At 72.8% G+C, this 11,706-nt stretch carries 15 protein-coding genes; 12 read left to right on the plus strand and 3 right to left on the minus strand.

Going from position 1 to position 11,706, the window contains the following annotated elements:
* Positions 1–3 precede the first annotated feature (3 nt).
* Positions 4–1,110, minus strand: coding sequence for a hypothetical protein (locus HHX31_RS24130; RefSeq protein ID WP_169950609.1), 1,107 nt, complete (start codon positions 1,108–1,110; stop codon positions 4–6).
* Between the two features lie 233 nt (positions 1,111–1,343).
* Here HHX31_RS24130 and HHX31_RS24135 point away from each other — a divergent pair, with 233 nt between their 5' ends.
* The 6 genes from HHX31_RS24135 (at position 1,344) to HHX31_RS35290 (ending at position 5,798) form a co-directional block, all read left to right on the plus strand.
* The gene (locus HHX31_RS24135) at positions 1,344–1,694 is read left to right on the plus strand and encodes a WXG100 family type VII secretion target (RefSeq protein ID WP_169950610.1); all 351 of its coding nucleotides are present in this window, start codon (positions 1,344–1,346) and stop codon (positions 1,692–1,694) included.
* A 39-nt stretch (positions 1,695–1,733) separates the two neighbouring features.
* Positions 1,734–2,033 (plus strand): WXG100 family type VII secretion target, encoded by a 300-nt coding sequence (locus tag HHX31_RS24140; RefSeq protein WP_169950611.1) that lies wholly within the window; start codon positions 1,734–1,736, stop codon positions 2,031–2,033.
* 78 nt (positions 2,034–2,111) lie between these two features.
* Positions 2,112–2,474, plus strand: coding sequence for a hypothetical protein (locus HHX31_RS24145; RefSeq protein ID WP_169950612.1), 363 nt, complete (start codon positions 2,112–2,114; stop codon positions 2,472–2,474).
* A 28-nt stretch (positions 2,475–2,502) separates the two neighbouring features.
* Positions 2,503–3,921, plus strand: coding sequence for a WXG100 family type VII secretion target (locus HHX31_RS35285; RefSeq protein ID WP_169950613.1), 1,419 nt, complete (start codon positions 2,503–2,505; stop codon positions 3,919–3,921).
* 19 nt (positions 3,922–3,940) lie between these two features.
* The gene (locus HHX31_RS24155) at positions 3,941–4,354 is read left to right on the plus strand and encodes a hypothetical protein (RefSeq protein WP_169950614.1); all 414 of its coding nucleotides are present in this window, start codon (positions 3,941–3,943) and stop codon (positions 4,352–4,354) included.
* A gap of 28 nt (positions 4,355–4,382) precedes the next feature.
* The gene (locus HHX31_RS35290; RefSeq protein ID WP_169950615.1) at positions 4,383–5,798 is read left to right on the plus strand and encodes a WXG100 family type VII secretion target; all 1,416 of its coding nucleotides are present in this window, start codon (positions 4,383–4,385) and stop codon (positions 5,796–5,798) included.
* Positions 5,799–5,838: 40 nt separating this feature from the next.
* Here the strand turns inward: HHX31_RS35290 and HHX31_RS24165 are convergent, their stop codons facing one another.
* Complete coding sequence (locus tag HHX31_RS24165) at positions 5,839–6,279, minus strand: YbaB/EbfC family nucleoid-associated protein (RefSeq protein ID WP_169950616.1); 441 nt, start codon at positions 6,277–6,279, stop codon at positions 5,839–5,841.
* A gap of 284 nt (positions 6,280–6,563) precedes the next feature.
* Between HHX31_RS24165 and HHX31_RS24170 the strand changes: the two genes are divergently transcribed.
* The 6 genes from HHX31_RS24170 to HHX31_RS24195 all read left to right on the plus strand — a co-directional run bounded on the left by HHX31_RS24170 (position 6,564) and on the right by HHX31_RS24195 (position 10,166).
* Positions 6,564–7,031, plus strand: a complete 468-nt coding sequence (locus HHX31_RS24170) for a hypothetical protein (RefSeq protein WP_169950617.1) — start codon at positions 6,564–6,566, stop codon at positions 7,029–7,031.
* Between the two features lie 10 nt (positions 7,032–7,041).
* Positions 7,042–7,914, plus strand: coding sequence for a hypothetical protein (locus tag HHX31_RS24175; RefSeq protein WP_169950618.1), 873 nt, complete (start codon positions 7,042–7,044; stop codon positions 7,912–7,914).
* Positions 7,911–8,288 carry a YbaB/EbfC family nucleoid-associated protein gene (locus HHX31_RS24180; RefSeq protein ID WP_169950619.1) on the plus strand — a complete coding sequence of 126 codons (378 nt, stop codon included), beginning with the start codon at positions 7,911–7,913 and terminating at the stop codon, positions 8,286–8,288. The genes HHX31_RS24175 and HHX31_RS24180 overlap by 4 nt, the downstream gene beginning before the upstream one ends.
* A gap of 11 nt (positions 8,289–8,299) precedes the next feature.
* Positions 8,300–8,686, plus strand: coding sequence for a YbaB/EbfC family nucleoid-associated protein (locus HHX31_RS24185; protein WP_249346465.1), 387 nt, complete (start codon positions 8,300–8,302; stop codon positions 8,684–8,686).
* 93 nt (positions 8,687–8,779) lie between these two features.
* Positions 8,780–9,391 (plus strand): PadR family transcriptional regulator, encoded by a 612-nt coding sequence (locus tag HHX31_RS24190; protein ID WP_169950621.1) that lies wholly within the window; start codon positions 8,780–8,782, stop codon positions 9,389–9,391.
* Positions 9,384–10,166: an SGNH/GDSL hydrolase family protein gene (locus HHX31_RS24195; protein WP_169950622.1), complete on the plus strand. Its 783-nt coding sequence runs from the start codon at positions 9,384–9,386 to the stop codon at positions 10,164–10,166. Before HHX31_RS24190 ends, HHX31_RS24195 begins: the two co-directional genes overlap by 8 nt.
* Before the next feature lie 43 nt (positions 10,167–10,209).
* Here HHX31_RS24195 and eccD read toward each other — a convergent pair whose 3' ends face one another.
* Positions 10,210–11,688 (minus strand): type VII secretion integral membrane protein EccD, encoded by a 1,479-nt coding sequence (gene eccD, locus HHX31_RS24200; RefSeq protein ID WP_311932210.1) that lies wholly within the window; start codon positions 11,686–11,688, stop codon positions 10,210–10,212.
* Between the last annotated feature and the right edge of the window lie 18 nt (positions 11,689–11,706).

The raw sequence follows: 11,706 nt of genomic DNA on the forward strand, positions 1-11,706 counted from the left end.
GGCTTAGACGTCCTCCTGCGCCCCGAGGACGGGAGGCGCCACGTCCACGTCGCCGAACCAGGTGCTCTCGGGCTCCGGCTCCGCGGCGCCCCGCGGGTTCTCACTCTTCTGGTCGCCCGCCCCCGGTCCCATCATCGGGGCGTACGGCATGCCGGCTATCCCGCCGGCGCCTGCGCCCCCGGTCCCCGTGCCCCCGCCCGTGGCGTACGCCCCAGGACCGTAGCCCGCCGCGCCGTAGCCGCCGGTGACGGACCGCGTCCCCGTGGGGTACTCGCCCGGCCCGTAGCCCGCGGTGCCGATGCCGGGCGTCGCCGGGGCTGTCAGCGTGGAGGGCATGGTGGGCAGGTTCGGGTTGTGCGCCGACAGAGAGGTGTCGCCCGGGGCGTTCAGCTTGGGCGTCTCCAGGGCGTTCGCCCCGTTTCCCCCCAGGCCGTCGAGGCTCGTACGGCCGAGGGCGTCCTTGTCCAGGCCGTTGCCGCCGAGACCGCCGCCGTCAGGGCCACCGGCGCCGGGCAGGCCGCCGTTCTCGCCGGAGCCGGGCAGGCCGCCCGTACCGGGCAGGTCCGGCTGCTCCAGACCTGAGCCGGGCTTGGCGCCGAGCGCGTCCTCCGGCAGCGTGAAGTCGCCGCCGAGGCCGGATCCGCCCTTGGGCAGACCGCCGCCGAGCCCCCCGAGCCCTCCCAGGCCCTTGGGGCCGATCCCGCCCCCCTTCAGACCGTTCGCGCCGTCCCCTGTGCCGCCCGAGCTCTGCTTCTCGGCTTCCTTCGCGTTCTTGATCGCCTGGTCGAGTGCCGCCTTGCAGGACTCCAGGACGTCCTTGCCCTTCACCACGGCGTCGGCCGTCTGGTCGCGCACCTGGCTGTGCACGCCGTTCAGCGCGCCGCCCATCAAGCTGAAGGTCAGCGGCGGAAGGTGGATCTTCTTGATCCGGCCGCCCGTGTCCGCCAGATACTGCCCCTGGCCGGCCACCTTGTCGCCGAACTTCCCGACCTCGCCGTAGTGCATCTCGAACTCGGGGTCCATCAGGCGCGGGTCCACCGCGCCGCCCGTTCCCCCCGGGATCGCGAGGCCGGCGAAAGGGTTCGCCGAGCTTCCGCTCGTTTCGGTCACAGCACCCTCCGGCCATTTGATTGCATTTTCATCTATGTGCCACCCGAGTCATCCCAAAGCGCACAAAACGTACAAAAGCCCTAACCTCTCGCCTGACAAAACCACAAGAGCCGTGACAGAATCTTAATCTCGGACAGCCCCAACAATGCGTCCACAGATCCATTACTGTGACATTTGGGTCATCACCCGACCCGCCTGGTCGGGGGCAATCGACAGGATCAGTGGAGGTGGCCATGTCCCACTCTGGTGCGGGCCAGGCTCAAGTCAGCCGGCAGGACCTGGACGAGGCGATCACCTGGATCGGCGACGCGGCCGAGAACATCCGCGGCATCCAGCGTTACCTGGACAGCGCGGGCGAGAACCTCAGGGTTCACTGGCAGGGCGAGTCGCACCACGCGTTCAACAAGGTGCACCTGCTATGGCACGAGCGCATGGACGTCATCCTGGGCAGCCTGCAAACCCTCGCGGAGAGCATCAGGGCGAACAACAAGAACTACGCCGAGTTCAACGCGCAGGCGACCGCCGAGATCAACAAGATCGAGGCGCTCATCAACCAGGCCCCGCCCGCCTCGTACAGCCGCTGAGCCCGAGACAACCACCAGGAACGGACGGAGAGCGCGATCGTGGACTTCGACGTCACAAAGGTCAACTTCAGCGGTCTCGACTCTGGCGAGACCGAGTTCCAGAACGCCTTCAACCGGTTGGTCACCGAGTTGGAGAACCTGGAGAACAAGCTCAACACCAAGACCGCCATCTGGCAGGGCGGCGCCAAGGACGCCTACGACCAGACCCGGCGGATCTGGCAGCAGGAGGCCAAGGGCCTGGCCGACATCGTCTCCGTGCTGGCGAAGAACATCAACATCACCAACATGAACATGCAGGACGTGGAGCGGATCAACGCGGCCATGTTCGACGGGAAGTGACCGGAGTCCAGCGGTACGGCCGGACGGCGCCGGCGCTCCTTTCGCCGGTCCCGTCACGGCGTCAACGGAGGGTGACGCATGGCTCGCGACGGTGGCGTGGAGGTAAGCCGGAAGGCGCTCAGGAACGCGCGCAAGGACTTCGAGGAGGTGCTCGAAGTGCTGGCGCCGGGCGCGTCCAAGCGCACGACGCCACCGGTGGCCTTCCACGAGGGCGGCGCGGTGAAGCGCCTGGTCATGCGGCGTGAGGCGATCGGCGGCTTCTGGGAGGCCGCCTCGGGGTTCCACTCCAGCGTGACCAGCGCGGAGGTCGCGGTCACCGCCGTCTACGCGGAGATCGCCACCACCCTCGGCATCGCCGCAGAACGCCTCGAACTGGCGATCAGGAACCTCGACGCCGGAGAGCACGCGGGCGCGCGGCACGTCGGCGTGACGGACGTCTAGTCGTACGCGGAGTGGTTGAGGAGGCGCCGTGGCGGAGCGGAGGATGCCGATCAGGGCGGCGATCGACGCGTCCGATCCGGGCGTCGTCATGCTGGAGACGCTGCGCGACTCGCTGCAGAAGACCGACCCCGAGCTGATCAGAGCGGCGTCGGGCGAGTTCAGGAGCGTGCACGACAAGCTCAAGTCGGTGGTCGAGGTGCTCGACAGGCACCTCGACTCCCTCGACAAGCACTGGACCACGGGTGAGGACGCCAAGCAGGTCAAGGAGCAACTCCGCCGGCTCAGGGCCTCCACGGTCGCGGTGATGACCGCGATCGTGGACACCTCCGCTTCCGGGGGGCAGGCGGGGTCGCCCTCGGCGCGCGGCGTGGTGCCCGCACTGGACGTCTACGCCAGCTCACTCAACCAGTTCCGGGGCGAGAACGTCCCCGAGCCCACGAAGAGCGACATCGACTGGTACGACGCGGCCGTCGAGGCGGGGGCGGTCGGCGCGGCCGGCGGCGCCATCGTCGGGTCTCCCTTCGCGGGCGTCGGCGCCATCCCCGGCGCGGTCATCGGCGGCGTGGGCGGGTTCATCGTCGGCGGCCTGGCCGGCGCCATCGGCTCGGCCTTCGGCGACGGCCCCTTCTTCAACCTCTTCGGCGAGTCGAAGGAGGAGGCGGACATGAAGGCGGCCGAGGAGCACCTCAAGAAGCTCGCGCAGGCGACGCAGACCGCCAACGCGCTCTTCCCCGAGTCGCTCGACACCGACGTGCCGAAGTTCGACATGCCGCCACCGACGTTCAACCCGCTGACCGGCCCGGGGACGACCCTTCCGAGCGGCATGGTCCCCACGGACGTGAAGGGCTGGCAGAGCCCGGCCTCGCTCGGCGACCTCGGCGCCGGCCAGAACGGCCTCGGCGACGGCGGCATCCCCGGCTGGGACGGCGCCGGCGACCCGTACGGCCCCGGCGGCGGGATCGGCACGGGACCTGGCGGCGCCGGTCCCGGCAGCGGACTCGACGGCGGCCTGAACGGCGGAGTCAACGGGGGCGCCGGCGCCCCAGGGCTGAACGGCTCCATGCCGAACGGCGCGAACGGCACGCGACTGGACGACGCCGGGCTCGGCGGCACCAGCCTCTCCGGCCACACCCCGCAGGCCGGCCTCCCCGGCGACCTGACCGGCGCGACCGGGCCGGGTCCCGGCACCGGGTACGGCGGCGGCGCGTACGGCACGGGCGGCGGCGCGGGCGGCGTCGCGGGCCCGGGCGGTGGAGCCGGGGGCGTGGGCGTCAACGGGGCGGCGTCACGGGCCGTCGCGAACGGCGGGATGATCCCGATGGCTCCGCACGGGGCGAGTGGGGGCGGCGAGCGCCAGGAGCATGAGCGCGGCACCTGGCTGCTGGAGGACGAGGACTTCTTCGTCAGCGACCAGCAGACCACCTCCCCCCGCATCGACAAGGTCTGAGCAGAGGAGGGGGACGACAGTGAGCTACGCGCCCGACAACGGATCGCCGCCGCCGAAGCTGGCGCTGCCGGAGAACTGGCCGGGCCTCGGCGGGGGCACGGAAGAGGTGTACATCGACCACACGCGGGTCCGGCAGATCCTCAAGGGGCTCCGGGACGAGCTCGGCACCCTGCGCGGACGCGCTCCCGCGAACATGAGCGCCACCTGGAGCGGCCCGGGGACCGCGGGCGAGGTGCAGGGACTGACCAACGTCGGTCCCACGGAGGCCGGCCCGTGGGAGGCGGCGAAATACTTCGGCCTGAACGCCGAGCAGGCCCACGAGGTGCTCGGCGGCAAGTACCAACTGCTGATCGACCGCATCGAGGCGATGGTGATCGCGGTGGAGCAGGCCGTCGTCAACTACGAAAAGGGCCACACGAGCAGCAGCGCGTGAGCTGCCGAGGGCAAGGGGAAAGATCGCGATGGGGGCCGAAGCCGGCTGGGAGCCGATCAAGATATACGTGAGCCTCGACGGGCTCGACCCGGGCAACCTCACCCGGGAGCAGATCAAGCAGAAGCTCGACGCCGCGAGCCCCGACGCCATGCGCCGAGCCGGCCGGGCGTTCACCGACGCCGCCGGCCTGGTGGGCGGGAAGGGCGGCGAGACCGGCATCCAGGCGGCCCTGAGCAGGACCGCCAGGGAACTGGCCTCCGCCTGGCGCGGCCCCGCGGCCGAGCAGGTGCAGACCGCCCTCCGCGCTTTCTACGCCACGGCGGGCGCGCTGGGCGACGCCATGACCGACAGCGGGGAGGCGATGGCCCGGTACGCCGACGTGGTCAGCGCCGCGAAGACGAACTTCCCCGCCGCCCCGGGCGGCTCTGACGACGGCGCGGGCGGCGGCCGGAGCGGGAGCCCCTCCCCCACGCCCTCCCCTTACCCACCTCCATCGTCCTCGTCCTCCGCCTCGTCCCGGAGCCTCCCCACGCCTTCCCCGTCTCCCGGCCCCGCGCCCTACCCCAACGAGCACGAACCGGCGAGGGAACACTTCCGCAGGCTCAACCAGCGGATCCAGGAGGCCAACAACGTCTTCGCGGAAGGGCTCGCCTTCCAACTGCCCGCCGTACAGCCGCTGAGCATCGACCTGGTGGACGCTCCCCGCGTCACCGTGGGCGGGACGGGCGCGCCCACCACGACCTCCGACGGCGTATGGCGCGGCGGCTCGTACGGTGACGGCACGGCCGGCTCGGGCTCGGGCGGGTCCGGTGGCTCGGGATCCGGCGGCGACGGCTCGGGCGGCACCGGTGGTGGCTCCAGTGGCGGCTCCGGCGGCGCGGGCGGTTCTGGCGGCGGTTCGGGCTCAGAAGGCGACCAGGGCGACGGCGGTGCGGGCGGCGGCGCCGGTGACCCGGGAACGGGCCTTCCGCCGGGGGCGGGACAGCAGCCCGGCGCGGGACAGCCGGGCGGGTCGGGCGACGGGTCGGGCACGGCTCCCGCCGTGATCGGCGGCGGTTCGACGGATCTGGCGACCACCCATCCCCTGCCCGGCGCCACGACCCCCACGGGCACCGCCCCCAACCCGCTGACCGGCCACCCTGACCCGCGGATGCCCATGCCGACGGTCGGCCCCACCGGCACGCTGCCACCGGGCGGCGTGATCGGCGTGTACGGCGGGGCGCGCTCCGGCTACGGGGTCGGCGGTGCCGCCGGGGACGCCGGGGGCCTCCTGGGCGGCTACCGGGCCGGCCAGGGCGGGCCGGGCTCGTCCTTCCTGCCCTACGCGCCAGGAGCGGCCGGCGCCGGGACGAACGGGCAGGACGAACGCGAGCGGGAGATCTACGACCCCGAGCCGGATCCCTGGCGGGTGACGAGCACGACCAGCCCCGACCGCATCGGCTGACGCGCCGTCCACCGGCGTTCACCGGGCCAGGGCCCGCCGGTCAGAGGTCCAGCCTGCGGCTGATCCGGTCGAGCTCGCCCAGCACGTCCTCCGCGGTCCTGTCGAAGGCGGCCTCCGCCTCCTTCACCTGGGCGAGCACGGCCTCGGGATCGTTCAGGAACCTCGTCTGGTCGCCTTCCTGCCCGAGCGCCTCGGCCATGGCCTGGTTCATCTGCCGGTACAGGTCGTCGGAGGCGGCGCGCACCGTCTCCTTGATCCGCTCGGCCAGCTCGCCCGAGCTCAGCCGCATCGCCTTGGGGTGAAGCTCCAGCTCGCTCAGCCCCTGGCTGGTGCACTCCACCTCGACCAGGCCGCTCTCGTCCGAGGCACGGCCGACGAGCGAGGCGAGGGTCACCTGGAGCCGTTCGACGGCCGCGATCCTGGCGTCGGCCCGCCGGGTGAACTGCTCCACGTCGAAATCGTCGAATCCGCTGCCTGCCATCTAAGCCCCCTATTTCCGAAGTTTCCGGAACACCGGCACGCTAACGCATCAAAGGTGGGCTTAACGGCATTTGCGCACTAGCCGTTACATGTCAGTGAACAGGGCCCGAATTTCCGCTTTCCACCTGCGGAAACGTCACTCCCGCGGATAGCCGGACTCCGGAGCCCGGTGATAGGGAAGATCACGTGTCGTACGGCGCAATCCCCTCCGGCGGGCCATTCGAGACGCCCGGAGCCCCCGCCCCCTCCGCCGCTCCGACGGCGACCCCTTCGGCGAGCCCCGTCGTGAGCCCCGTGGTGACCCCTGTGGTGAGCCCATGCCCGCACACGCCCGCGTGCCCGGCCGGTCCATGCCTGCCGGACTCGATTCGGGCGCGGGGAGCGCCCTCCGGGACCCCGGCGGCGACGCCGTCGCCCGACGGCGGCTCCTCCGGCCTGACCGGCTACGAGGTCGCCGTCGGCTTCATCAGGAAGTTCGCCGCGACGATGGGCGACTCCGCGGAGGGCGTCCTGCGGGTGAAGGACGCCACTCCCCGGTTCCAGGGTTGGAACCTCGCTCCGCTCGCCGGGGTCCCCATCGTCGGGCTCGCCTTCGTCCACCGGTTCAACACCGTCTCCGACACCTGGTCGGGCGCGGCCGGCATCCTCGGCGACGCCCTGCGCGGGGACGGCGAGACGTTGGTCAGGGCCGCCGGCAACTACGTGGCCGCGGACAAGGCCAGCCGGACGGCCGTACAGCAGACGCATCGCTGAGAGGATCCGCATGTCGACCACGCCTGGCGAGCCGAACCTGCTCGTTCCCGGCCGGCCCGCCCCGGGTTCCGGGACGCTGTACGTCACGGACGCGGGCGGCAACCTCCAGCGGACCGTACACGTGCCGCAGGCCGGCGGAGCCGCCGCTTCCACCGCCACCCGCACCGATCCCGGCTTCTTCCGCAACCTGGTCAAAGGGCTGCACCCGCTACGGCAGCAGACGCGCATGGCGATGGCGATGTCAGGGCTGGGGGGCGCGGCCCTCGCCCTGGACGTGGCGGCCACGCTGAACCTCGGCAATCCGTTCCTCTTCTACGACCGGCGTGAGCTGTGGAAGGAGATGGGAGGCCGGCTGGAGAGCGGCAGGTCCGACATCTGGTTCTCCTACTTCCAGGACGTCGGCCCGAACTGGAAGGGCCAGGCGGCCGACCTGCTCGCGCGGCGCGTCCGCTTCAACACCACGATCCTGTTCGACAGTCTCCAGCGCGTCACCGGTGAGATGAGCGGCGCGATGCAGAACCAGTTCAAGGAGGTCCTGGAGTACGACCTGTCGGTGTTCGGCCTCTACGCGGCCTCTGCGCCGATCCTCCGCACGCTGGCGGCGATGAGCGGCCACCCGGCCGGACGGGTCGCGCTGATATCGCAGGTGGGCGTCTTCGCCAGCGCGCTGGGCAACCTCGTCAAGCAGTTCGCCGACGTCTACATGGCCTGCGAGGGCGACCTCAACAAGGTCGAGCAGAAGCTCAACGACGTGCGGGCCGCATTCTTCGAGCAGGGCGACCCCGCGCGGGGCCACCGCGAGCTCACACTGACCCCCGCCGTGGCCGATCCCGCGCACATCCGGGACTACTGGCAGCCGGCGGGCGAGGAGGAGGGCCGATGAGGAACACGGCCGCCTTCAACGAGGGCGGGGAAGGCGACGTCGCCGGGCTGGTGCGTGAGGTCCAGGGCCGCGTCGACGCGCTCGCCGGCCTGCTGCGCGGGCTGGGCGAGGAGGTGGCCGAGGGGACCGACGCCACGGGCGCCGTGGCGGCCCGGGTCTCGGGAACGGGCGACCTGCTCGGGCTGAGGATCGACCCGCGGGCGATGCGCGATCTCGACCACGAGGCGATGTCCGCGGCGATCCTGGCCGCGATCGGCGCGGCGCGGGCCGCGACGGGCGAAATGCTGGCCCGGGCCATGGCGGACTTCGCGGAGGAGCCGCCGCCGGGCGACCCGCTCGCCCCGTACGTCCGGGCCCTGCTGCGGGAGGAGTGATCGTGGACGAGATGCGTGATCTCCGGGCCCGCATGGAACGGCTGTCGGCGGCGGCCGCGTGGATGGACGAACTCGCGGCCGAATGGAGCACGCGGGAGCACGTGGGCCGGGCCGACGAGGGCCGGATCACGGCGACCGTCGACGCGGTCGGCACGCTCCGCGCCCTCGACATCCACCCGCTCAGCATGCGCGGGCTCGACAGCCGCGCGCTGGCCGAGGCCGTTCTGAAGGCCGTACGGCGGGCCGAGGCGGCGGCGCGGGAAGCGCAGGAGGCGATGCTGCGCGGCGGGCTCGACGCGGCCGGAGTGCCGCACCTGACCGGCCTTCTCGACGACGCGCGCCGCGCCTTCGGCCAGCGGACGTCCTCATCGGACACCGACCGGCGTCCGCCGCCGTAGCCCTCGCCCCGCCGTACGACGTCGACGCCCCCGATGCTCATTTCCTTGAATAGTCATATTCTTGACTATCCAAGGAACAGAGGGAGCGGTTCGATGGCCCTACGGCACGCCGTCCTGGCGGCGCTGCTCGACGGAGAGCTCAGCGGTTACCAGCTCGCCAAGGCGTTCGACCTCGGCGTGGCGAACTTCTGGCACGCCCTGCCCCAGCAGCTCTACGCCGAGCTGGCGAAGCTGGAGCGGGAAGGACTCGTCGCGGGGCGGCAGGTCGTCCAGGAGACCCGGCCCACCAAGCGGCTCTTCCACGTCACCGACGCCGGGCTCGCCGAGCTGGAGCGATTCGCGTCGGCCGCGTCGAAGCCGTCGTTCGTCCGCGACGACCTGCTCGTCAAGGTGCAGGCCGCCGACCACGTCGACGCCGCGTCGCTGATCACGCAGGTCGAGGAGCGGGCCGCCGTGGCCGAGGCCAAGATCGACCTGTTCCGGCGCATTCTGCGGAAGATGCGCGGCGGGCTGAACGAAGAGGAGTTCCTCCGTACGGGCCGGCGCGTCGGGCCGTACCTCACCTGCCTGCGGGGTCTCGCGTTCGAGGAGGGCAACCGCGACTGGTGCCTGCGCACCGCGGCGATCCTGCGGGAGAGGAGCGCCGCCACGCCACGGGAGGGGGCCGCGCCGGCCCTCGCGAGCCCGGAGGTGGCCCGTGCCTGACGGTGAGCGCCTGCGTTACGTCGCACTCGGCGACAGCCAGACAGAAGGGCTCGGCGACGGCGACCCCGCCCACCCGCGCGGCTGGGCCGACCGGCTCGCCGAGCGGCTCACGGCCGTGGACCCGGAGGTCACGTACGCCAACCTCGCGGTGCGCGGGCGGCTCGCCGGGGAGGTGCGGGCCGAGCAACTCGCGCCTGCCCTGGCCCTGCGCCCCCATCTGGTCACCGTCGTCGCGGGCGTCAACGACCTGATGAGGCCGCGTTTCGACGCCGCGGAGGTGGCCGGGCACCTGGAGGCCATGTTCGCCGATCTCACGGCCTCCGGCGCCCGCGTCGCGACCCTCACGTTCCCGGACGTCGGGAAGATCGCGCCGATCGCCCGGCCGCTCCGGGCGCGGGTGTTCGAGCTCAACGACCGGATCCGGGAGGCGGGGGCGCGGCACGGGGTGGTGGTCGCGGAGACGGCGCCCCACGCCGTCTGCACCGATCCCCGGTTGTGGAGCGCCGACCGGCTCCACGCGAGTCCGCTCGGCCACGAGCGCATCGCCGCGGCCATGGCCCACGCCCTCGGCCTGCCCGGCAGCGACGACGGCTGGACGCTCCCCCTGCATCCCGTGGTGGATCCCGCCGGGTGGGGGCGGGCTCTGGGCGCCGAGTTGCGCTGGGCGGGCACGTTCCTCGGCCCGTGGCTGGTGCGGCGCCTCCTCGGCAGGTCGTCCGGCGACGGCCGTACGGCCAAGCGTCCCGCCCTGCTGCCCGTGCGGCCGGCCGCGTGACCTCTCCCGGGTCGCCGGAGGCCGGCGACCCGGGCCGGGACGGTCAGCCCGACAGGCCGCGCATCCAGGCGTACAGGTCGAGCACGCCCAGCGTGAGCGGGACCAGCGCGACGACCAGCAGCGCGTCGAGGATGTCCGCCGCCCGTCCCCAGAAGGGCGACGGGTTGCCGGTGGGCAGCCAGAGGCCGAGGCCGAGCACGAGCATGGCCGTCCACAGCACCCCGATCGTCACGGCCACCTCGGTGACCGCGTCGGCGCCCGCCCCCAGCCCGAGCGTCAGCACGACGGCCCCTGCCACGGCCGCGAGTATCATCCACAGCCGCTGGGCGACCCCCGCGAAGACCCGGGCCCGCATCGCGAGCGCCAGCGCCAGGACCACCGCCGTCGTACGCGCGACCCAGCCGCCCTGCTGGACGAGCAGCAACTCGGCCGCCGCACCGGCGAGCGCGATCGCGATGACCATGCCGGTGGCGTACCTGTGGGCCTGCGCGGTCCGCTGGAGCACCAGGGGGCCGTCGATCCGCTGGTTGTCGCTGCGCAGTTCCTCGGCGCTGGTGGGCAGCGGCGGCAGCGGCACCCTGGCCATCCGGAACGACAGCGTGGGGATCAGCGGGCTCAGCGCCAGCAGGACCGTCGCGACCACCGCGGCCGCCCCGGCGCCCGGTCCTCCGAACACCATGACGCACGCGGCGCCCGCCGCCCCGGCGACGGACGCGACCGCGACGCCCAGGAAGCCGGCCACGCCGTCCGCGATCAGCACGCCGCCGACCGTCGCCACCAGTGCCGTGTACGCGAGCCCGGCCAGCAGGTTCGGCGCGCCGAGCACCAGTACGGCCCCGGCGGCCCCCGGGGTGAACAACCCGGCGAGGAAGGCGTGCGGCAGGGCCGCGTAGCCGATCAGGGCGCCCGCGGTGGGCTGGCCGACGGCCCTGGACACCACGGTCCCGGCGGCGAGCAGCAGCACCGCGACGGCTCCGGCGACTCCGGCGGTCAGCCGCGGCGGGGCCGCCGCCAGCGCGAGCACGACGGCGCCCAGCGCGAGGAGCCCCGCCGCGACACCCATGCCGAGCAGCCGCGTGTGCCGCGGTTCCCACCTGCCGCCGCCCTCCTTGGTGCCGGTGGCGACGACGTCGGCCACGTCGTCGTACACGGCGGGCGGCAGCACCGCGTCGCGCGGGCGCAGGTAGAGGATCTCCCCGTCCAGGACGCCCAGCGCGCCCAGGCTCTGGCCGAGGTCGAGCGGCGGGCCGCCGAGACGCTGGAGCACCCAGCCGGGGGCGGCGGCCGCGTCACCGCCCACCTCGCCTACGGCCCGCAGCAGTCCTGGCAGGACGTGCGGCAGCGGGATGTCGGCGGGCAGCGCGAGGTCCGCCTTCTTGCGCGGAGCGACCACGGTGACGTGACACAGGGGCGGCAGCGGCGCGGCCGCCTGCGGCAACGCGCCCTGCTGAGCGTGACCCTGCTGGACGTGGCCCTGCTGGATCTGGCCGTGCTGAACCTGAATGGGGGCCGGCGATGACACAGCGGGAATCCTCTCCCC

The sequence above is a fragment of the Microbispora sp. H11081 genome (genome assembly GCF_012999535.1).
GTDB lineage: Bacteria > Actinomycetota > Actinomycetes > Streptosporangiales > Streptosporangiaceae > Microbispora.